This window comes from Ancylobacter terrae (genome assembly GCF_045108345.1).
Classification (GTDB): domain Bacteria; phylum Pseudomonadota; class Alphaproteobacteria; order Rhizobiales; family Xanthobacteraceae; genus Ancylobacter.
The window spans coordinates 1442585-1463708 of record NZ_JBJGXH010000001.1; the positions used below are offsets into that span (position 1 = coordinate 1442585).

Below are 21124 nucleotides of genomic sequence, written 5' to 3' on the forward strand. Positions count from 1 at the left end.
GTGTTTTACGGGCGGGCGGGGCGGGAGCCCCGCGCCGGGGCGATCACATTCTGATGTGCGGGCGGCTCCCCGGCCGGGTCGCAGCCATGAAAAAGGCCCGGATCGCTCCGGGCCTTTTGGCTTCAGCGGTGAAGGCGCCTCATTCGGCGATCGCCGGCGGCCGCGGGGTCGCCCGGGCCCAGCCGGGCAGCAGGGCGACGGCGCGGGCGCGCAGGCTGCGCCAAGTGGCGAACTCGTTCAGCGTCGATCCTTCCAGCCAGCCGATCACCGCCGCGGCGATGAAGGGCAGGCTCTGCACCGCCAGCGCGGCGGCGAACAGGTTGATCTCGACGACGTCGTGCCAGTTGGTCATGCGCAGGGCGATGGCCGAGAGCAGCAGGCCGCCGCCGATCACCGCTTCCGGCAGCGCCGGGAAGGCGCGCACGGCGCCGGAGAGCCAGGAGCCCTTGGCGGTGCGGGCGAAGGCGAGGTCCTTGTAGCGGAAGCCGTCATAGACCGCCTTGGCCACGGTGAACTGAACCGCCATCGCCGCGATCGCCGCGCCGATCATCCGCACCGGCGTGGTGGCGACGCGCAGGCGGTAGAGCGCCGCGAAGTGCAGCACGTAGATGCCGAAGCAGAACAGGATCGGCAAAGTGAGGATGCGCTGGGGCACGGCGATGCCGAGGCCGAGCACGAAGGGCACCCAGAGCAGGCTCAGCAGGGCGACCAGCGCGCCGACGCTCTCCGAGCCCAGCCAGCTGACCCAGCCGATGGCGAACTCGCGGCGCTGGCCGCTGGTGAGGCGCGAGGCGTTCGGCAGCAGGCGGCGCCAGTGCTTCTTGACGATCTGCATGCCGCCATAGGCCCAGCGGTGGCGCTGCTTCTTGAACGAGGCGAAGTCGTCCGGCAGCAGGCCGCGACCGTAGCGCTCGTTGGTGTAGTGGCTCTTCCAGCCGCGCTCGATGATCGAGAGGCCGAGATCGGTGTCCTCGCAGATCGTGTCGCTCGACCAGTCGCCGGCCTCGACCATGGCGGCGCGGCGCATCAGGCACATGGTGCCGTGCACGACGATGGCGTCCTGCTCGTTGCGCTGGACCATGCCGATGTCGAAGAAGCCGGCATATTCGGTGTTCATCGCCTCGTGCATGAGGCTGCGGCCGGCGTCGCGGTGGTCCTGCGGCGCCTGCACGATGCCGACGGTGGGGTCCTCGAAGGACGGCACGAGGTCGCGCAGCCAGTTCTGGTCGACGACATAGTCGGCGTCGATGATGCCGATGATCTCGGCGTCCGGGGCGGTGTGCTCCATGGCGACGCGCAGCGCGCCAGCCTTGAAGCCCGCGATCTTCGGCAGGTTCAGGAACTTGAAGCGCTCGCCGAGCAGCTTGCAGTGCTCCTCGATCGGCTCCCAGAACACCGGGTCCGGCGTGTTGTTGATGATGACGATGCATTCGAGGTTCGGCCAGTCGAGCCGCGCGACGCTGTCGAGCGTCTGCTTCAGCATCTCCGGCGGTTCCTTGTAGGCCGGGATGTGGATCGACACCTTGGGCGCGCGGGACGGCGTCGCGCCCGGCTTCAGCAGGCGCTTCGGCCGCGGCCCGAAGGCGATCGTCGCCAGCTCCTCGACCCGGTACAGCATGACCACGACGAGCGGGACCAGCAGCACGAGGCTGATGACCATCGTCACCTTGTTGCCGCCCACGACGTAGTGCGTCAGCCAGTGATCGGCGACGGTGGCGATCCACGCGCCGACGATGTTCGCCGCCACCACCATCACCGCCGCCTGCGACGAGGTCAGGCGCGAGAAGCGGAACACGGGGAGGGAGAAGGCGATGCCGAGCAGCAGGGCGATGGCCGCGGTGGCGGTGTAGGTCGACGGGGTGATCGGTCCGCTGAGCGGGAACTTCAGCTCCCGATTGGCGTCGAGCACGCCCCAGTACTGGCCGACCGAGCCCTCGAAGCTCTTCCACGGCGCGTCGAAGGCTTCGATCAGGTTGTAGTCGATGCCGAGCGCGTCGGCGCGCGCCGCGAAGGTGCGCACGATCTCGGCCTGCTCCAGCTCGCCCGGAACGGCCGCGTCGCGGTTATAGCCGGCGCTCGGCCAGCCGAACTCGGCGATGACGATGCGCTTGCCCGGGAAGGCGGCGCGCAAGCGGTTGTAGATGTCGATGGAGCGCGAGACGACCTCGTTCGCCGGCACGCCTTCCCAGTAGGGCAGGATGTGCGCGGCGATGTAGTCGACCGCCGAGACCAGCTCGGGGTGCTCAAGCCAGACGTCCCAGGTCTCGCCGGTGGTCACCGGCACGTTCACCTGGCTCTTCACGCGGCGGATGGTCTGGATCAGCTGCTCGGGCGTGCGCTCGGCGCGCAGGATCGACTCGTTGCCGACCACGATGCCCACGACGTTGGAATTCTTCTTCGCCGCCTCGACCGCATTGGCGATCTCGCGCTCGTTGCGGTCCTCGTTCTCGTCGAGCCAGGCGCCGACGGTCGTCTTCAGCCCCTTCTCGGAGGCGAGGCGCGCGACGTTCTCCAGCCCGCCGGTCGAGGCGTAGGTGCGCACCGCCTTGGTGTAGGGCGCGACCGCGGCGACGTCCGCGCGGATCTGCGCTTCCGTGGTGCCTTCGCCCTTGTCCGGGTTGGCGTCGCGGCCATAGGGGGCGAACGAGAAGCTGGCAAAGCGATCGGGGACGTTCGGCGGCGACGCCTGCTCCCTCAACGCGTACCAGGCAAAGGCATGCAAGGACGTGACTGCCGCAACCACAGCGGCGGCGACACGAACAGCGGGACGCATTGGACACCCACGGAGCGACAGGGGATGGAGACGGATTTCTATAATCTATTCTTAACGCACGTGCAGCATGTTCGTTGCGTCGCGCTCAAAATGACGAGCGGCCATTCCGAACCTGCATGCCCTTGGGTAATGCACCCAAGTAACGCGTTGGGCGGATATTAGTTCCAGCTCTGTGGCGGCGCCGTGACCGGCCGGCGGCCGCCCCATGAAATCATTGCGCTGCGGGAGCGGCGGGCGCCGCCGCGGGAGCGGGCGGGGGCATGTCGGGGTTGACCCAGCAGGCGTGGACGCGGTCGGCGAGGCGCTCCTGCGACTTGGCGTCGATGTTGCCCTGCCGCACGAGGCAGCGGAACGCCAGCTTCAGATGCTCGGTCGGGCAGCCGAACCGCTCGTAGAGCTCCATGTGCCGGCGCGCGGTGTCGATGTCGTCGCGCCACAGCAGCATGGCGATGCGCCGCCCGCCCCAGACGCATTCCGGCAGGCCGGCATTGCCGGGCAGCTTCGCCGCCTCCGCATATTCCTCGATCGAGCGGCGCTGGGCTTCCTGCGCCTGCTTCTGCTCGGGGGTCTGCTCCTGCGGCTTCTGGTCGTTGTTGGACTGGGCGAGGCCCGGCGCGGCCGAAAGCGCAAGGGCGAGGAAACCGGCCGTGGCAAGGGCGGTCAGGCGGGATACGGAGCACTGCATTTTGGAGATTGTCACGCGCGAAAATGGGGGAAAGGCAACCGCCTCGAAACAATAGGTGAAGCGTCGGAATTTGTCAGCATGACGACACGCTGACGGTAAATGCCGGCTGTCCGGCGGCGTGCCCTGCGCCGCCTCTTCACAGCGCCGCCATCCCCGGCTATGCGGCATGCAGGCTTCTTCCGGCCGGAAGCGGCGTCGATGAGGGGAATTCTCGCATGCGCCTCGCCTTAGCGCTCGCCGCCGCCGTCTGCGCGGTGATCCTCGCCGTGTGGGCGTGGCTCGGCGCGCCGGTGCCCCCGCCGGCGGCCTCCTTCTCGGCGGCGGAAAAGATTCCCTGCGTCTCCTACGCGCCGTTCCGGGCCGACCAGTCGCCCTTCATCGCCGGGCTGGTGATTCCGCCCGAGCAGATCGACGACGATTTCGCCCGCCTCGCCAAGATCACCGACTGCGTGCGCACCTATTCGACCGAGATGGGGCTTTCGGCCGCACCGGCGCTCGCCCGCAAGCACGGGCTCTCCATGCTGCAGGGCATCTGGATCGGCCGCGATCCGGCCAACAACCGCATCGAGATCGAGGAAGCGCTGAAGGCTGCTAAGGCCAATCCCGACGTCATCAAGGGCCTGATCGTCGGCAACGAGGTGCTCCTGCGCGGCGAGCAGACCCCGGCCGCCATGGCCGCGCTGATCGCCGAGGTGAAGTCGCGCGCCGGCGGCATCCCGGTCACCTATGCCGATGTGTGGGAGTTCTGGGAGCGCAACGTCGCGCTCGCCGACGGCGTCGATTTCGTCACCGTCCATATCCTGCCGTTCTGGGAGGACCTGCCGGTCGGGGCGGACAAGGCGGTCGCCCATATCGACGAGATCCGCCAGCATGTCGGCAAGATCTTCGCGGGCAAGGAGATCCTCATCGGCGAGACCGGCTGGCCGAGCGCCGGGCGCATGCGCGAGGGCGCCCAGCCCTCGCCCTCGAACCAGGCGCGGGTGATCGAGGAGCTGCTCGCTTTGGCGAAGGAGAAGGGCTACCGCGTCAACGTCATCGAGGCGTTCGACCAGCCCTGGAAGCGCCAGCTCGAAGGCACGGTCGGCGGGCGCTGGGGCTTCCTCGACGCCTATACGCGCGACTTCAAGTTCCACTGGGGCGTGCCGACCTCCGACCATCCGCGCTGGCTTGTCGACGCGCTCGCCGGCATCGCGCTGGCGCTGGGGTGCTTCGGCATGGCGCAGTGGGGGGCGAAACGGGCGGGCGCGGCCCCGCCGGCGACCGCGGGGTGGATCGCCGTGGCCGCGGTGGCGCTGTTCGCCGGGCTCACCTATGGCCGCGCGCTGGCGAGCGCCCCGGTGGAGAGCCTCGGCGTCGCCGGCTGGACCCGCGCGCTCATCATGCTGGCGATCGGGCTCGCTGTCCCGCTGCTGGTGAGCTTTGCGATCGGTGGCCGCGCGCGCACGGTCGGCCTCGCCACCGCGCTCGATCCGCAGATGCGGCGCGGGGCGAGCGGGCTCGACGTGGCGCTGGGCGTGCTGCTGGCGGCCTCGGTGGTGCTGATCGCGCAGATCGGCTTCGGCCTCGTCTTCGACCCGCGCTACAAGGATTTCCAGTTCGCGGGCCTGACGCCGATCGTCGCCGCCTTCCTGGTGTACGCCTTCACGGTCGATCGCGGCTCGGCGGGCGAGGGGAATGCCGAGCGCATCGCCGGCACCGCCTTCATCGCCTCGGGGCTCTATGTCGTGCTGAACGAGACGCTCGCCAACTGGCAGGGGCTGTGGACCGGCTCGCTGATGGTGCTGTTCGGGATCAGCCTGTGGCGCCTCGCCAGGGCCGCGCGAAGGATATGAGCAGCAGCCCCGCCGCCAGCGCGGCGGTGTTGTTGTTGTAGAGCACCACGCCGAGCACGGCCGCCGTGAGGCCGATGCAAAACACCGCGGTCGAGGGGCGCGCGAGGTGGATGAGCGCCGCCGCGATGGCGATGCCGCCGAAGGCGTAGAACTTGATCAGCGTCAGCGTGATGCCGCGCGCCAGGCACGTGCCGGTCGTCAGCCCCGCCTCGCAGGCGAGCCCCACCGCCGAGGGCTCGAGGATGGCGTAGCGCATGTAGATCGCCCAGGCGAAGGCGCCGAGCCCCAGCGCGATCGCGATGTTCGCGGCGCGGCCGGTCGGCAGGAAGGAGCGGTCGGGCACGGGCGGGCCTCCTCGGATCGACGTGACATCCAGATGCCATGGACCGGCCCGCCGTTCAATCGGCGGGCAACGGCGCTTCATCGGTTGGCGCGCTTCACCGGTCGCGTCGCCAGCATCACCCCGCCCAGCACCAGCACGAGGCCGATGGCGTGGTAGCCATGCAGTTCCTCGCCGAGCACGATGACCGCCAGCGCCACGCCGTAGACCGGCAGCAGGTAGAAGAACAGCGCGGTCACCGAGGCGCCCGCCTGCACCACCGCATACTGGTAGAGCGTGAAGGCCAGCACCGAGGGAAAGATGGCGAGGAAGACGATCGCGCCCCAGCCCTGCAGGCCATGCGGGGCATGGCCCTCATGCGCCATCTCGAACAGCATCAGCGGCGCCAGCACGACGATGCCGGCGATGACGATGGCGGTGAAGGTCGTCACCGTGCCGATCTCGACCAGCGGCCCCTTGCGCAGGATCAGCGAATAGGCCGCCCAGGAAATGGCGGCCGCGAGGATGCCGAGGTCGCCCACGTTGAAGCGGAAGCTGGCGAGGCGGCCGAGATCGCCTTGGAGCACGATGACGACGATGCCGCACAGCCCAATCAGCGCGCCGGCGACATGGGCAAAGGGCAGCCGGCGGCGGGCGAGCAGGGCATCGAACACCACCACCATGATGGTCGAGGTGGCATAGATCAGGTTGGCGTTGGTCGCCGTGGTGTGCTGGAGGGCGACATAGACGCCGCCGCCGCAGATGACGACGGCCAGCACCGCCAGCACGATGAGCTGGCGCCAATGCGCCATCAGCACGGTGCGGTGGCGGATGAGACCCGCATAGGCGAAGGGCAGCAGCAGCGCCAGCGCGATGACCCAGCGCCAGAAGACGAGGCTCCACGGCGACACCGTCGCCACCGCCGCCCGGCCGACGATGAGATTCGTGGCGAAGAACAGCGGCATCGCCACCAACGCGGCGAGCGCGCGCGGGTTGCGCAGCAGTGGCAGGTGAGCGGGAGGGGCAGGGGACGCGTCGGGCATGTCGCCCTGATACACCTCTCGTCGCGCCAATACATCGGCTCTCGTGCGTCCAGCGCCCCCGTCTTCGCCGCCCGGCGCCGGCAGTCGTGGATGGCCGGGACAAGCCCGGCCATGACGGATAGCGGGTTGCTCAAGCTCTCCCTGTCGGCGAGCACGCGCCGTCATCCCCGGGCTCGTCCCGGGGATCCACGTCTTCGCGGCCCGCCATCGCGCGGCCGTCGTGGATGGCCGGGGGGATGACGCTTCCTCGCCGGGCCGGGTTTGAGCGCCGGGCCGGGCGATCGCCGGCCCGCCCGCCCGCTTCCGTCCCACTCGCGGGCGCGCTAGATAGCGCTCCCCGTCACCGGAGTTTTCCGCCCCATGCGCAGCCTGCTCGTGGTCGTACTCGCCGCCGGGGAGGGCACGCGCATGGCGTCCTCCCTGCCGAAGGTCCTGCACAAGGTGGCGGGGCGCAGCATGATCGCCCATGTGGCGGCGACCGCCGCCGCGGCCGGGGCGGATGCGCTCGCCGTGGTGGTCGGCCCGGACCGCGCCGACGTCGCCACTGAAGCCCGCGCCGCCGCGCCGGGCGTCGAGGTGTTCGAGCAGCGCGAGCGGCTCGGCACCGCCCATGCCGTGCTCGCCGCCCGGACGGCGCTGGCGCGCGGCTATGACGACGTGGTGGTGATGTATGGCGACACGCCGCTGGTGCGCGCGGAGACGCTCAAAGCCCTGCGCGCGCCGCTGGCGGAGGGCGCCGCGCTCACCGTGCTCGGCTTCCGCCCCGAGGACCCGACCGGCTATGGCCGCCTGCTCACGCACGGCGGCGAACTCGTCGCCATCCGCGAGGAGAAGGACGCGACACCCGAGGAAAAGGCGGTCCGCCTCGCCAATGCCGGGCTGATGGCGTTCGACGGCCGCGCCATCCTCGCCCTGCTCGACGGCATCGGCAATGCCAACGCCAAGGGCGAGTATTACCTCACCGACGCGGTCGAGATCGCCCGTTCGCTCGGCCGCTCGGCGGCGGTGCGCGAGGCGGAAGCGGCGGAGGTCGCCGGCGTCAACACCCGCGCCCAGCTCGCCGAGGCCGAAGCCATCCTCCAGCAGCGCCTGCGCGCGGCGGCGATGGCCGGCGGCGCGACGCTGATCGCGCCCGAGACCGTCTTCCTGCAGGCTGACACGAAGCTCGGCCGCGACGTGGTGGTGGAGCCGAACGTGGTGTTCGGGCCGGGCGTCACCATCGCGGACGGCGTCACCATCCGCGCCTTCAGCCATATCGAGGGCGCCCATGCGGGCCGGGGCGCGATCATCGGCCCCTTCGCCCGGCTGCGGCCGGGGGCGGAGCTCGGCGAGGGCGTCCACATCGGCAATTTCGTGGAGATCAAGGCCTCCGATCTCGGCCCGGGCACCAAGGTGAACCACCTCTCCTATGTCGGGGATTCGTCCGTCGGCTCGAACACGAATATCGGAGCCGGAACGATTACCTGCAATTACGACGGTTTCCTCAAGCACCGCACGAGGATCGGCTCCGACGTGTTCATCGGCACCAACACGCTGCTCGTCGCCCCGGTCAGCGTCGGCGACGGCGCCTATACCGCGACGGGCGCGGTGATCACCGACGACGTGCCGGCCGACGCGCTCGCCATCGCCCGCGCCCGGCAGGTCAACAAGGAAGGCCTGGCCGCCCGCCTCAAGGCCCGGCTCATGGCGGCGAAGGCCGCGAAGGCGAAGGGGTGAGGTTTCGCGAAGTGGCGGATCAGCGCGACGATCGCTGCGCGGCTGGCGATACTGTGCATTGTACCGTCACGCCCAACCCTGCGCAGTACGTTTTGACATCGTACTCGGCATCTTCGTTGTTGATCGTGACGTACAGCTTTAAATCTGGGTAGGATCCCCAGCCATCCGCGGCGGCGTAAACATCCGAGACGCAGCCCGCCGCGCGCAGTTCCGACAAGCGCCTTTTGGCCTCAAAGACAAGTTCGTCCGCCGAATACATCTCGTTCTCCCATGACGATACATGCGGCAACTATAACACGAGGCTCGCATGAGGCATACAACCTGGCGAGCGCTATCAACATGCTCGCGCTCAGCCCTGCCGGCGACCCTGCTGACGCGCGCCCCGACACGAAGCGACATTCGAATTGATTTCGATTGTACGGTGACGGCCGGTTAAACCCGACGCGCTAGGATTCGCCGTTTCGCCCGGGAGGTCGTCCGCTCATGTGTGGCATCATTGGCATCGTCGGCAGGGAGCCGGTCGCCGATCGTCTCGTCGATGCGCTGAAGCGTCTCGAATATCGCGGCTACGATTCCGCCGGCGTCGCGACGCTGGAGAAGGGCCACATCACCCGCCGCCGCGCCGAGGGCAAGTTGCGCAACCTCGCCGCCGAGCTCGCCCGCGCGCCGCTGGGCGGGCGCACCGGCATCGGCCACACCCGCTGGGCGACGCATGGCCGCCCCTCCGTCGCCAACGCCCACCCGCACGCCACCACGCAGGTCGCGGTGGTCCATAACGGCATCATCGAGAACTTCCGCGAGCTGCGCGACGAGCTGCTCTCGGAGGGCGCCAATTTCGAGAGCGAGACCGATACCGAGGTCGTCGCCCATCTCGTCACCCGCGAATTGCGCTCCTCGCGCGATCCGGCGGCGGCGGTGGCCGCGACGCTGCCGCGGCTCAAGGGCGCCTTCGCGCTGGCCTTCCTGTTCGAGGGCGAGGAAAACCTGATCATCGGCGCCCGCAAGGGCTCGCCGCTGGCGCTCGGCTATGGCGAGGGCGAGATGTATCTCGGCTCCGACGCGCTCGCGCTCGCTCCCTTCACCGACACCATCGCCTATCTCGACGATGGCGACTGGGCGGTGCTGAGCCGCACCGGCGCCGAGGTGCGCGACGCCTCCAACGCCGTCGTCAAGCGCGCGGTGCAGAAGACGCTGGCCTCCTCCTTCCTGGTCGAGAAGGGCAACCACCGCCACTTCATGGCCAAGGAGATCCACGAGCAGCCGGAAGTCGTCGGCCACACGCTCGGCCACTATATCGACATGGCGAGCGAAAGCGTGCGCCTGCCGGCCGAGCTGCCCTTCGACTTCGCGAAGCTCGACCGCCTCTCCATCGCCGCCTGCGGCACCGCCTATTATGCCGGGTTGATCGCGCGCTACTGGTTCGAGCGCTATGCGCGGCTCCCCGTGGAGATCGACGTCGCCTCCGAGTTCCGCTACCGCGAGGCGCCGCTGCCGAAGAACGGGCTGGCGCTGGTCATCTCGCAGTCCGGCGAGACCGCCGACACGCTGGCCTCGCTGCGCTATGCCCGCGAGCAGGGCCAGCACATCATGAGCGTGGTCAACGTGCCGACCTCGACCATCGCCCGCGACAGCGACGTGGTGATGCCGACGCTGGCCGGCCCGGAGATCGGCGTCGCCTCGACCAAGGCGTTCAGCTGCCAGCTCGCGGCGCTGGCCTCGCTCGCGGTCGCCGCCGGCAAGGCGCGCGGCGCGCTTTCGGCGAGCGAGGAGCGCGAGATGGTGCGCGCGCTGATCGAGGTGCCGCGGCTGATGGCGGAGGCGCTGGCGCTGGGCCCCGAGGTCGAGGCGTTGGCCCGCACCTTCGCCAAGACCCGCGACGTGCTCTATCTGGGGCGCGGCACCGCCTATCCGCTGGCGCTGGAAGGCGCGCTGAAGCTGAAGGAAATCAGCTACATCCACGCCGAAGGCTATGCCGCCGGCGAACTCAAGCACGGCCCCATCGCGCTGATCGACGAGACCATGCCGGTCGTGGTCATCGCCCCGCACGATCATCTGTTCGAGAAGACCATGTCGAACATGCAGGAGGTCGCCGCCCGCGGCGGGCGCATCGTGCTGATCACCGACGCCACCGGCGCCGCCAATTGCGGCATCGTCACCGAGGCGACGCTGGTGATGCCCGACACCCACCCGGCGGTGGCGCCGCTGGTCTACGCCGTGCCGATCCAGCTCCTCGCCTACCACACGGCGGTGCTGATGGGCACGGATGTGGATCAGCCGCGGAATCTGGCGAAGTCTGTGACGGTGGAGTAGGGGGCGACGTCGGGGGGGTAGGGGCGATGAGCCTTATTCTCAATGAGCGCCTGAAGCTCATGGCGAATGCGTTGAATGCGGTCGCGGTCACGCTGATCGCCGGCGGCAGCATCGCGCCGGTGGGCGCCTATATCTACGGGACGGCCCATCTCGCGCTCGACATCGGATACGTGCTCGCGGCGTCCGTCCTTTGCTTAACCGCCGCGGTCGTCCTACATTGTATTGGTCTGGGCATCTTGGGATGGATGCGACCATGAGCGCGCTTGAGATTTACCTGCTGCTCCTGCCGGTCTTTTTTATGGGCCTGGGCGGTCTCGCCTATTTCGCGGCGGGCCGCATGGCGGCAGCCGATCGCCGCCGCCACGGCCGTCCCGCCGAGTAGGTCTCACCCCCGCCCGCGATAGGCCGGCACGCCCGTCTCCTCACGCTGCCTTCCCGCGCGGCTTGATCGCGGCCAGCGCCTCGGCCATGGCCTCGGACGAGATCGACAGGTCATACTTCGTCTGCATGTTCAGGAACCACTGCGGGTCCACGTCGAAATAGCGGCCGAGCCGCAGCGCGATGCTGGCGCTGATGCCCTGCCGGCCGTGGCAGATTTCATTGATGCGGCTGCGCGGTACGCCGATCGCCTTGGCGAGCGCATAAACCGAGATGCCCATCGGCTCGAGGAATTCCTCCTTCAGGACTTCGCCGGGATGGGGCAGGGGAATATCGCGGGCCATATCCGCCTCCTGTCATCGGTGATAGTCGACGAACTCGACCTCGTAGGCGTCGCCATCACGCCATACGAAGCAAAGTCGCCACTGAATATTGACCCGGATCGAGTGCTGGCCGGCGCGATCCCCCTGCAGCTTTTCGAGTTCGTTGCCGGGCGGAACACGCAGATCCTCGAGCCGGGTCGCCGTGTCGATGAGGAAAAGCTTGCGAACCGCCCGCTTGGCCACATCCGGCGGTATGCCCTTCGGCATCCTGCCCTGATGGAGCCGTTCTGTGGCGGCGTTCCGGAAACTCTTGATCATGGAGTAACGTACAATATTTTTGTACGTCCAGCAATGACCGCGTATATAATTACTGTACGCCGCGCCTCACCCCCGCCCGCGATAGGCCGGCACGCCCTGGTCGGGCAGCCAGATATCCGCCGGCGGTGCGCCGGTCTGCCAGAACACGTCGATCGGGATGCCGCCGCGCGGGTACCAGTAGCCGCCGATGCGCAGCCAGTGCGGCGCGAGGAGTTCCGCGATGCGCCGGCCGATCGCCACCGTGCAGCCCTCGTGGAACGAGCCGTGGTTGCGGAAGCTGCCGAGATAGAGCTTCAGCGACTTCGATTCCACCAGCCAGTCCGCCGGCACATAGTCGATGACGAGATGGGCGAAGTCCGGCTGTCCCGTCACCGGGCACAGCGCGGTGAATTCCGGGCAGGTGAAGCGCGCGACATAGAGCGTGTCCGGATGCGGGTTCGGCACGCGATCGAGCGCGGCGTCGTCGGGCGAGGCGGGCAGGGCGCTCGGCTGGCCGAGATGGAGCGGGATGAGCGGATCGGTCAACGGATGTCCTCCGGTACGGACGCGGGCGTTCTGGCACCTCTTTCGCATGTCACGGTGGCCATGTAGAAGCGCGCTGGAACGGGTGCTCTTCTGACGGGTGCTCCTGAGAGCGGGGAAACGCATGACTGCCATCGTCGATATCATCGCGCGCGAGATCCTGGACAGCCGCGGCAATCCGACCGTCGAGGTCGATGTTGTGCTGGAAGACGGTTCCAAGGGCCGCGCGGCGGTCCCCTCGGGCGCCTCCACCGGCGCGCATGAGGCGGTGGAACTGCGCGACGGCGACAAGGGCCGCTATCTCGGCAAGGGCGTCGAGAAGGCTGTCGCCGCGGTCAATGGCGAGATCTTCGACGCCATCGGCGGCATGGACGCCGAGGACCAGCCCGGCATCGACCAGATCCTGATCGAGCTCGACGGCACCCCGAACAAGGCCCGGCTCGGCGCCAACGCCATTCTCGGCGTCTCGCTGGCGCTGGCCAAGGCCGCCGCCGATTCCCGCGACCTGCCGCTCTATAAATATGTCGGCGGCGTCAATGCCCGCGTGCTGCCGGTGCCGATGATGAACATCATCAATGGCGGCGCCCACGCCGACAACCCGATCGACTTCCAGGAATTCATGATCCTGCCGGCCGGCGCGCCCACCTTCGCGGAAGCGCTGCGCACCGGCGCCGAGATCTTCCACACGCTGAAGAAGGCGCTGAAGGATGCCGGCCACAACACCAATGTCGGCGACGAGGGCGGCTTCGCCCCGAACCTGCCGTCGGCCGACGCGGCGCTCGCCTTCGTGGTGAAGGCCATCGAGACCGCCGGCTACACGCCGGGCGAGGACGTCTATATCGGCCTCGACTGCGCCTCGACCGAGTTCTTCAAGGGCGGCAAGTACGACTATCACGGCGAAGGCAAGGTCCGGGACATCGAGACCCAGGTGAAGTACCTCGCCGACCTCGTCGCCCGCTATCCGATCGTCACCATCGAGGACGGCATGTCCGAGGACGACTGGGAGGGCTGGAAGCTGCTCACCGACACCATCGGCTCGAAGTGCCAGCTGGTCGGCGACGACCTGTTCGTCACCAACGTCACCCGCCTGTCGGCCGGCATCAAGCAGGGCGTCGCCAACTCGATCCTGGTCAAGGTCAACCAGATCGGCTCGCTCACCGAGACGCTGAACGCGGTCGAGATGGCGCACAAGGCCGGCTACACCGCCGTCATGAGCCACCGCTCGGGCGAGACCGAGGATTCGACCATCGCCGACCTCGCCGTCGCGACCAATTGCGGGCAGATCAAGACCGGCTCGCTGGCCCGCTCCGACCGCACCGCCAAGTACAATCAGCTGCTGCGCATCGAGGAAGAGCTGGGCTCGCAGGCGATCTATGCCGGCCGCGGTGCGCTGAAGGCGCTCGGCTGAGGCCGACGCCGCATCACGGCGGGTGCGGCCGCAACGCGGCGGGACACCGCGACGGGTTCGACGGGAAGGCGCCTTTCGGGGCGCCTTTTTCGCATCTGCGGAAGGCCCCCGCCGTTTACGGTTAACGGAGCTTCAACCGCCGCGCGCTAGTCTTCCCGGCATGATCACACGCACCCGCTGGCGCACCTTCTTCCAGACGCTGACGCTGTATCTCGGCGCCACGCTGCTTATCGGCTATTTCGCCCTGCAGGGCTATGGCGGCCAGTACGGCCTCGCCGCCAAGCGCAATTTCGAGCATGAAAACGCGGTGCTGACGCAGGAGCTCGCGGAATTGCGGGCGAAACGCGAGGCCATCGCGGCCAAGGTGACGCTGCTGTCGCCGGACCGCATCGACCCCGACCTGCTCGACGAGGAAGCGCGCTCGCTGCTCAATCTCGTCCACCGGCGCGATCTCGTGCTGCTGCGCCCGGTTGCGCCCGTGGTTTCACCTTGAAGCCCTCTGGCTGTTATACCAGAAGGAAATCACGGCACTGCAAGATGTTAACTTGATGTGAGCTAAATATCGGTATTAGCTGAAATCGAGTTGAAAAACTGAAACACCTGCGCCGGCAACATGTTGTGCGCCGCAGCAATGCGTTTGCAGCGTAGCGCAACCCCAATTCTTGCGTTATGAACTCCCAACGTCGGAAACGACCGAGGAGAGGAACGCGCCATGGCGGTTGCCGCGAAGAAATCCCCCCCGACCAAGACGGCCGGCGCGCGTGCGCCGGCGAAGAAGTCAGCGGCGACGCTGGACTTCACCAAGGACGAAGAACTCGCCGCCTACCGCCACATGCTGCTCATCCGCCGCTTCGAGGAGAAGGCGGGGCAGCTCTACGGCATGGGTCTGATCGGCGGCTTCTGCCATCTCTATATCGGCCAGGAAGCGGTCGTCGTCGGCATGCAGATGGCGCTCAAGCAGGGCGACCAGGTCATCACCGGCTATCGCGACCACGGCCACATGCTGGCCTGCGACATGGACCCCAAGGGTGTCATGGCCGAGCTGACCGGCCGGCGCGGCGGCTATTCCAAGGGCAAGGGCGGCTCGATGCACATGTTCAGCATCGAGAAGGGCTTCTACGGCGGCCACGGCATCGTCGGCGCGCAGGTCTCGCTCGGCACCGGCCTCGCCTTCGCCAACCACTATCGCGGCAACGACAACGTCACGCTCGCCTATTTCGGCGACGGCGCCGCGAACCAGGGCCAGGTCTATGAGAGCTTCAACATGGCGGAGCTCTGGAAGCTGCCGGTGATCTACATCATCGAGAACAACAAATACGCCATGGGCACGGCGGTGAACCGGGCCTCGGCGCAGACCGATTTCTCGAAGCGCGGCACTTCCTTCAACATCCCCGGCGAGCAGGTCGACGGCATGGACGTGCGCGCCGTGCGGGCCGCCGGCGAGCGCGCGGTCGCCTTCGCCCGGGCCGGGCAGGGGCCCTACATCCTCGAGATGCTCACCTACCGCTATCGCGGCCACTCGATGTCGGACCCGGCCAAGTACCGCTCGAAGGAAGAGGTGCAGAAGATGCGCACCGAGCACGATCCGATCGAGCAGGTGCGCAGCCGCCTGATCGAGAAGAAGTGGGCGAGCGAGGACGAACTGAAGGCGATCGACGCCGAGATCCGCGACCGGGTCAACGCGGCGGCCGACTTCGCCAGCAACGATCCCGAGCCCGACGTCTCCGAACTCTACACTGACATCCTCGTCGCTTCCTGACCGGCGCGGGGCAGACGATGCTCACATCGGTCTTCTGGGCGCTCATGATCGCCGGCGCGTCGGGCGCCGTCGTGCTGTGGGTGTTCGCCGCCAAGGCGGGCTTCGACATCCTGCGCGCCAGCCGGGCGCGCGGGGCGGCCGTGGCGCCCTCCGCCTGGGCATGGCTCGTGGCGTTTCCGTTCGCCGCGCGCGGTTTCGACGGGGCTCCCGCCGACGAGGCGGTCCGGCTCAACAAAATGCTGGTCGGCTTCTTTGCCGCCATCCTCATCGCCGCGGGTTCCGCGGCCGTCTACAGCAACCTGACGTTTGTGCCGCCGCCGGCACAGACGATCCAGTGACGCGCGATCTGCGGGGGAACGCCGCCATGCCGACAGAAATTCTCATGCCCGCCCTCTCTCCCACCATGGAGAAGGGCAACCTGGCCAAATGGCTCAAGAAGGAAGGCGACACGGTCAAGTCCGGCGACGTCATCGCCGAGATCGAGACCGACAAGGCGACCATGGAAGTGGAAGCCATCGACGAGGGCACGCTCGGCAAGATCCTGGTGCCGGAAGGCAGCCAGGACGTCGCGGTGAACACGCCGATCGCCGTCATCCTCGCCGATGGCGAGGACGCCGCCAGCCTCAAGAACGGCGCTGCCGCGCCGGCTCCGGCTCCGGCCGCGGCCCCGGCCGCCGCGCCCGCCCCGGTCGAGGCACCGGCCGCCCCGGCGGCGCCCGCTCCCGCCGTGGCCGCGCCGGCGGTGCTGGCCGAGCCCGAGCCGGACGTGCCCGAGGGCACCGAGTTCGTGAACCTCACCATGCGCGAGGCGCTGCGCGACGCCATGGCCGAGGAGATGCGCCGCGACGGCGACGTCTTCGTGATGGGCGAGGAAGTCGCCGAGTATCAGGGCGCCTACAAGGTCACGCAGGGGCTGCTGCAGGAGTTCGGCGCCCGCCGCGTCATCGACACCCCGATCACCGAGCACGGCTTTGCCGGCGTCGGCGTCGGCGCGGCGATGGCCGGGCTGAAGCCGATCGTCGAGTTCATGACCTTCAACTTCGCCATGCAGGCGATCGACCAGATCATCAACTCCGCCGCCAAGACCCACTACATGTCCGGCGGCCAGATCAAGTGCTCGATCGTGTTCCGCGGCCCGAACGGCGCGGCGGCCCGCGTCGCCGCCCAGCACAGCCAGGACTACACCGCCTGGTACAGCCACGTGCCCGGCCTGAAGGTGGTGGCGCCCTACACCGCCGCCGACGCCAAGGGCCTGCTCAAGGCGGCGATCCGCGATCCCAACCCGGTAATCTTCCTCGAGAACGAGATCCTCTACGGCCACACCGGCCCGGTGCCGAAGCTCGATGATTTCATCGTCCCGCTCGGCAAGGCCAAGGTCGTGCGCCCCGGCAAGGACGTCACCATCGTCGCGTGGTCGATCGGCATGTCCTACGCGCTGAAGGCGGCCGAGGAACTGGCCAAGAAGCACATCTATGCCGAGGTCATCGACCTCCGGACCATCCGCCCGCTCGACATCGAGACGGTGCTCGCCTCGGTGAAACGCACCGGCCGGCTCGTCACGGTGGAGGAGGGCTGGGCGCAGTCCGGCGTCGGCGCCGAGATCGCCGCGCAGGTGATGGAGAAGGCGTTCGACTATCTCGACGCCCCCGTGCTGCGCGTCACCGGCAAGGACGTGCCGATGCCCTACGCGGCCAATCTCGAGAAGCTCGCGCTGCCGACCGTGCAGGACGTCATCGACGCGGCGCGCGCCGTCACCTATCGCTGAGACCGGAGGCGGCCCATGTCCATCGAGATCCTGATGCCCGCTCTCTCTCCCACCATGGAGAAGGGCAACCTCGCGAAATGGCTCAAGAAGGAGGGCGACAAGGTCGCTCCCGGCGATGTCATTGCCGAGATCGAGACCGACAAGGCGACCATGGAAGTGGAAGCCATCGATGAGGGCACGCTGGCCATGATCCTGGTGCCGGAAGGCACGCAGGACGTGCCGGTGAACCAGCTCATCGCCGTGCTCGCCACCGATGGCGAGGACGTCAAGGCGGTCGCGGCCGGCGGCGGCGCGGCGGCTCCGGCCAAGGCGCCCGAGACCAAGGCGCCCGAGCCCGCCAAGGCGGCAGAACCGGCGGCGGCGCCGGCCGCGGCGCCGGCAACGCCCGCCGACGGCGGCAATGTGGTGAACAACGGCGCGCCGTTGTCCGGCAGCGTCGTCAGCAACGGCGCGGCCCCCTCCGACGCCGGCCGCGTCTTCTCCTCGCCGCTCGCCCGGCGCCTCGCCAAGGAGGCCGGCCTCGACCTCGCGCGGGTGCAGGGCTCCGGCCCGCATGGGCGCGTCGTGGCGGCGGACGTTGAAGCGGCGAAGGCCGGCGGCGCGACCAAGCCCGCCCCCGCTGCGGCAGCGCCGGCCCCGGCGGCCGCGCCGGCGGCTCCCGCTCCGGCGGCGAAGCCCGCGCCGGCTGCGCCCGGCAACCTCTTGGAGCTCACCAAGGCCTATTACGAGGCCGGCAGCTACACCGAGGTGCCGCTCGACGGCATGCGCCGCGTCATTGCCCAGCGCATGACCGAGGCCCGGCAGACCGTGCCGACCTTCTACCTGAACGTCGACTGCGACGTCGACGCGCTGCTGAAGCTGCGTGCCGACCTCAACGCCAACGCGCCCGAGAAGGACGGCAAGCCGGCCTACAAGCTCTCGGTGAACGACTTCGTCATCAAGGCCTATGCGCTCGCCTTCCAGCAGGTGCCCGATGCCAACCAGGTGTGGGCGGGCGACCGCTACCTGAAGCTGAAGCACTCCGACATCGGCGTCGCCGTGGCGATCGACGGAGGCAAGGGCCTGCTCACGCCGATCATCCGCAAGGCGGAGACCAAGTCGCTCTCGACCATCTCCAACGAGACCCGCGACTTCGCCATCCGCGCCCGCAACAAGAAGCTGATGCCCAATGAATACCAGGGCGGCTCCTCGGCGATCTCCAATCTCGGCATGTTCGGGATGAAGGACTTCACCGCCATCATCAACCCGCCGCACGCCACCATCCTCGCGGTCGGCACCTCCGAGCCGCGGGCGGTGGTGAAGAAGGGCGAGCTGGCGGTGGCGACCATCATGAGCGTCACGCTGTCCTGCGACCACCGCGTGCTCGACGGCGCCCTCGGCGCGCAGCTTCTCACCGCCTTCAAGGCGCTGATCGAGAAGCCGATGGCGATGCTGGTGTAAGGAGGCGGCACCGGGCGGGGCGCACGATGGTCAGGATCCTGTTGCTGGTGATTTTCGCGCTGCTCTCGACCGTATCGCTGGTCAGCGCGAAATCCGGCGACTCCATCGGCCCCCGCTCGGTCAAGCTTCAGCGCGAGCTGAAAAGCGCGATCGCGAGCCTCCGCCAGAAAGTGACCAAGGTGGCCCCCGCGGTCGAAAAGCGGGATGAAACATTCGTCGTCCTGGCGCTACGGGTACTGGCCCAGTTCGACAAGGTCCCGCATACCGGGGACAATCCGAACTTCGATCGTCTGAACGACAAGCATTGGGCGTTAGTGCGTGACGTGATGGTCTGCGCGAACGAAAAATTCGATTTTAGCTTCGGTATCCTCAGCACTGTGGGTGAGAACCTCGAAGAAAACCTGAAGCTGTGGAAGAGTGCTAAATCGGAGAAAGACCGCATAATCGGGGCAGGTCGGCTGCTATATCCCATAGATTATGTGTGTGCTGACGAATTGTACAACACATCGCCTGCCCAGTGATGATCAAACGTGAACTGGTGAGAGAGACGAGGTCGGCATCATGCCTTCGCCCTACGACATCCTGATCATCGGCTCCGGTCCCGGCGGCTATGTCGCGGCGATCCGCGCGGCGCAGCTCGGCCTCAAGGTCGGCGTCGTCGAGCGCCAGTACATGGGCGGCATCTGCCCGAACTGGGGCTGCATCCCGGCCAAAGCCCTGCTGCGGTCCGCCGAGATCTTCCACTATATCGAGCACGCCAAGGATTACGGCCTCGTCGCCGAGAAGTTCGGCGTCGACATCGCCGGCGTGGTCAAGCGCTCGCGCGGCATCGCGGCGCAGATGAGCAACGGCGTCGGCTTCCTGCTCAAGAAGAACAAGGTCGACGTGATCTGGGGCCAGGCGACCATTACCGCGCCCGGCAAGGTCTCGGTCGCCGCGCCGGTCGAGCCGGGCCCGAAGGGCGCGCTGCCGCCCGGCGCGTACGAGGCGAAGAACATCATCGTCGCCACCGGGGCTCGCCCGCGCGCGCTGCCCGGCATCGAGCCGGACAGACGCCTGATCTGGACCTATTTCGACGCGCTCGCCCCGGCCAGCGTGCCGAAGTCGCTGCTGATCATGGGCTCGGGCGCCATCGGCGTCGAATTCGCCTCGTTCTACAAGGCGATGGGCTCGGACGTGACGATCGTCGAGCTGCTCCCGCAGATCCTCCCGGTCGAGGACGAGGAGATCGCCGCCCACGCCCGCAAGCGCTTCGAGAAGCAGGGCATCAAGATCCTCACCGGCGCCAAGGTGTCGAAGGTCGTGAAGGGCGCCGATACCGTCACCGCCACGGTCGAGACCGCCGACGGCAAGGTCGAGACGCTGACCGCGGATCGCCTGATCTCGGCGGTGGGCGTGGTCGGCAACATCGAGAATCTCGGCCTGGAGGCGGTCGGCGTGAAGACCGATCGCGGCTGCGTGGTGATCGACGGCCTGTGCCGCACCAACGTGGCGGGCATCTGGGCGATCGGCGACGTCGCCGGCCCGCCGATGCTCGCCCACAAGGCCGAGCATGAGGGCGTCATCTGCGTCGAGGCCATCGCCGGCAAGCACGCCCACCCGATGGACAAGCTGATGATACCGGGGTGCACCTACTGCATGCCGCAGGTCGCCAGCGTCGGCCTCACCGAGAAGAAGGCAAAGGAAGCCGGCTACGAGATCAAGGTCGGCCGCTTCCCCTTCATCGGCAACGGCAAGGCGGTGGCGCTCGGCGAATCGGAGGGTCTCGCCAAGACCATCTTCGACGCCAAGACCGGCAAGCTGCTGGGCGCGCATCTGGTCGGCGCGGAAGTCACCGAGATGATCCAGGGCTTCGTGGTGGCGATGAACCTCGAGACGACGGAAGAGGAGCTGATCAACGCCTGCTTCCCGCACCCGACCGTCTCCGAGACCATGCACGAGAGCGTGCTCGCCGCCTATGGCCGCGCGATTCACATGTGAGGGGCGCCCGGGGGGCGCTTCGACGGAACCGGAACCGTCATGGCCGGGCTGGTCCCGGCCATCCACGACGTCGGCACGGATGGCGCGGCACGGAAGGCGTGGATGCCCGGCACGAGGCCGGGCATGACGTGGCGGATGGGACGGCGGCGAAACGACGTCCGTTGCCATTCCCGGCAAAACAACGTCATCCTTGACGTGCCGCCGCCGGCGGCTTCGCGGATGACAGAGCAGAGGCGCAGATGGATACCTATGCCGCACTGAACGAGCCGGGCGTCGGCATCTTCACGATGATCATCATCGGCCTGCTCGCCGGCTGGATCGCCGAGCGGGTGACCGACAGCGACCACGGCCTCTTGACCAACCTGCTGTTCGGCCTGATCGGCGCCTTCGTCGGCGGCAAGCTGGCGGAGTTCGCGGAGATCCCGGTGTTCGGCTTCTTCCGCACGCTGATCGCCGCCACCATCGGCGCGATCATCGTGCTGTTCCTGTGGCGCCGGCTGCGCTCCCGCTAGCGCTGCGCATGGCAGCCCCGCGCCGGGCTGCCGCGCTCCGT

The 21124-nt window shown here is 68.1% G+C and carries 22 protein-coding genes; 14 read left to right on the forward strand and 8 right to left on the reverse strand.

Features of this window, described 5'->3' with window-relative positions:
• Positions 1–139: 139 nt before the first annotated feature.
• Both ACEUEL_RS06890 and ACEUEL_RS06895 read right to left on the reverse strand, forming a co-directional pair.
• On the reverse strand, positions 140–2773 hold the full coding sequence (locus ACEUEL_RS06890) for a glycosyltransferase (RefSeq protein WP_405703485.1): 2634 nt from the start codon (positions 2771–2773) through the stop codon (positions 140–142).
• A 211-nt stretch (positions 2774–2984) separates the two neighbouring features.
• Positions 2985–3458 (reverse strand): hypothetical protein, encoded by a 474-nt coding sequence (locus ACEUEL_RS06895; RefSeq protein ID WP_405703487.1) that lies wholly within the window; start codon positions 3456–3458, stop codon positions 2985–2987.
• A gap of 215 nt (positions 3459–3673) precedes the next feature.
• On the opposite strand from ACEUEL_RS06895, the gene ACEUEL_RS06900 reads away from it, so the two are divergent.
• Positions 3674–5290, forward strand: a complete 1617-nt coding sequence (locus tag ACEUEL_RS06900; RefSeq protein WP_405703488.1) for a glycoside hydrolase family 17 protein — start codon at positions 3674–3676, stop codon at positions 5288–5290.
• Here the strand turns inward: ACEUEL_RS06900 and ACEUEL_RS06905 are convergent.
• A complete protein-coding gene (locus tag ACEUEL_RS06905; RefSeq protein WP_405703489.1) occupies positions 5250–5633 on the reverse strand; it encodes a hypothetical protein in 384 nt (127 codons plus the stop codon). The two genes, ACEUEL_RS06900 and ACEUEL_RS06905, sit on opposite strands and share 41 nt — an antisense overlap.
• Positions 5634–5710: 77 nt before the next feature.
• The gene (locus ACEUEL_RS06910) at positions 5711–6652 is read right to left on the reverse strand and encodes a DMT family transporter (RefSeq protein WP_405703491.1); all 942 of its coding nucleotides are present in this window, start codon (positions 6650–6652) and stop codon (positions 5711–5713) included.
• Positions 6653–7012: 360 nt separating this feature from the next.
• Here ACEUEL_RS06910 and glmU point away from each other — a divergent pair, with 360 nt between their 5' ends.
• Entirely contained in the window at positions 7013–8368 is a 1356-nt protein-coding gene (gene glmU / locus ACEUEL_RS06915; protein WP_405703492.1) for a bifunctional UDP-N-acetylglucosamine diphosphorylase/glucosamine-1-phosphate N-acetyltransferase GlmU, read from the forward strand.
• Positions 8369–8387: 19 nt separating this feature from the next.
• Here glmU and ACEUEL_RS06920 read toward each other — a convergent pair whose 3' ends face one another.
• Positions 8388–8627: a hypothetical protein gene (locus ACEUEL_RS06920; RefSeq protein WP_405703494.1), complete on the reverse strand. Its 240-nt coding sequence runs from the start codon at positions 8625–8627 to the stop codon at positions 8388–8390.
• Positions 8628–8851: 224 nt separating this feature from the next.
• Here ACEUEL_RS06920 and glmS point away from each other — a divergent pair, with 224 nt between their 5' ends.
• The 3 genes from glmS to ACEUEL_RS06935 are packed head-to-tail and all read left to right on the forward strand — an operon-like array spanning position 8852 to position 11060.
• Positions 8852–10678 (forward strand): glutamine--fructose-6-phosphate transaminase (isomerizing), encoded by a 1827-nt coding sequence (glmS, locus tag ACEUEL_RS06925; protein ID WP_405703496.1) that lies wholly within the window; start codon positions 8852–8854, stop codon positions 10676–10678.
• A gap of 26 nt (positions 10679–10704) precedes the next feature.
• Positions 10705–10935: a hypothetical protein gene (locus ACEUEL_RS06930; RefSeq protein ID WP_405703497.1), complete on the forward strand. Its 231-nt coding sequence runs from the start codon at positions 10705–10707 to the stop codon at positions 10933–10935.
• On the forward strand, positions 10932–11060 hold the full coding sequence (locus tag ACEUEL_RS06935) for a hypothetical protein (RefSeq protein WP_405703499.1): 129 nt from the start codon (positions 10932–10934) through the stop codon (positions 11058–11060). Before ACEUEL_RS06930 ends, ACEUEL_RS06935 begins: the two co-directional genes overlap by 4 nt.
• Before the next feature lie 40 nt (positions 11061–11100).
• Here the strand turns inward: ACEUEL_RS06935 and ACEUEL_RS06940 are convergent, their stop codons facing one another.
• The 3 genes from ACEUEL_RS06940 to queF all read right to left on the reverse strand — a co-directional run bounded on the left by ACEUEL_RS06940 (position 11101) and on the right by queF (position 12222).
• Complete coding sequence (locus ACEUEL_RS06940; protein ID WP_405703501.1) at positions 11101–11400, reverse strand: HigA family addiction module antitoxin; 300 nt, start codon at positions 11398–11400, stop codon at positions 11101–11103.
• Positions 11401–11412: 12 nt separating this feature from the next.
• Entirely contained in the window at positions 11413–11697 is a 285-nt protein-coding gene (locus tag ACEUEL_RS06945) for a type II toxin-antitoxin system RelE/ParE family toxin (RefSeq protein WP_405703502.1), read from the reverse strand.
• A gap of 66 nt (positions 11698–11763) precedes the next feature.
• The gene (queF, locus tag ACEUEL_RS06950; RefSeq protein ID WP_405703503.1) at positions 11764–12222 is read right to left on the reverse strand and encodes a preQ(1) synthase; all 459 of its coding nucleotides are present in this window, start codon (positions 12220–12222) and stop codon (positions 11764–11766) included.
• Positions 12223–12343: 121 nt separating this feature from the next.
• Here queF and eno point away from each other — a divergent pair, with 121 nt between their 5' ends.
• The 9 genes from eno to ACEUEL_RS06995 all read left to right on the forward strand — a co-directional run bounded on the left by eno (position 12344) and on the right by ACEUEL_RS06995 (position 21083).
• The gene (gene eno, locus ACEUEL_RS06955) at positions 12344–13627 is read left to right on the forward strand and encodes a phosphopyruvate hydratase (protein ID WP_405703505.1); all 1284 of its coding nucleotides are present in this window, start codon (positions 12344–12346) and stop codon (positions 13625–13627) included.
• A 160-nt stretch (positions 13628–13787) separates the two neighbouring features.
• On the forward strand, positions 13788–14120 hold the full coding sequence (locus ACEUEL_RS06960) for an FtsB family cell division protein (protein WP_405703506.1): 333 nt from the start codon (positions 13788–13790) through the stop codon (positions 14118–14120).
• 219 nt (positions 14121–14339) lie between these two features.
• A complete protein-coding gene (gene pdhA / locus ACEUEL_RS06965; RefSeq protein WP_405703508.1) occupies positions 14340–15386 on the forward strand; it encodes a pyruvate dehydrogenase (acetyl-transferring) E1 component subunit alpha in 1047 nt (348 codons plus the stop codon).
• A 44-nt stretch (positions 15387–15430) separates the two neighbouring features.
• Positions 15431–15724, forward strand: a complete 294-nt coding sequence (locus tag ACEUEL_RS06970) for a hypothetical protein (RefSeq protein ID WP_405703509.1) — start codon at positions 15431–15433, stop codon at positions 15722–15724.
• Between the two features lie 26 nt (positions 15725–15750).
• Positions 15751–17151, forward strand: a complete 1401-nt coding sequence (locus ACEUEL_RS06975) for a pyruvate dehydrogenase complex E1 component subunit beta (protein WP_405703511.1) — start codon at positions 15751–15753, stop codon at positions 17149–17151.
• Between the two features lie 15 nt (positions 17152–17166).
• Complete coding sequence (locus ACEUEL_RS06980; protein ID WP_405703513.1) at positions 17167–18591, forward strand: pyruvate dehydrogenase complex dihydrolipoamide acetyltransferase; 1425 nt, start codon at positions 17167–17169, stop codon at positions 18589–18591.
• A 26-nt stretch (positions 18592–18617) separates the two neighbouring features.
• Positions 18618–19112, forward strand: a complete 495-nt coding sequence (locus ACEUEL_RS06985; RefSeq protein WP_405703514.1) for a hypothetical protein — start codon at positions 18618–18620, stop codon at positions 19110–19112.
• Between the two features lie 40 nt (positions 19113–19152).
• The gene (lpdA, locus tag ACEUEL_RS06990; RefSeq protein WP_405703515.1) at positions 19153–20571 is read left to right on the forward strand and encodes a dihydrolipoyl dehydrogenase; all 1419 of its coding nucleotides are present in this window, start codon (positions 19153–19155) and stop codon (positions 20569–20571) included.
• 239 nt (positions 20572–20810) lie between these two features.
• The gene (locus tag ACEUEL_RS06995) at positions 20811–21083 is read left to right on the forward strand and encodes a GlsB/YeaQ/YmgE family stress response membrane protein (RefSeq protein WP_405703518.1); all 273 of its coding nucleotides are present in this window, start codon (positions 20811–20813) and stop codon (positions 21081–21083) included.
• Positions 21084–21124 lie beyond the last annotated feature (41 nt).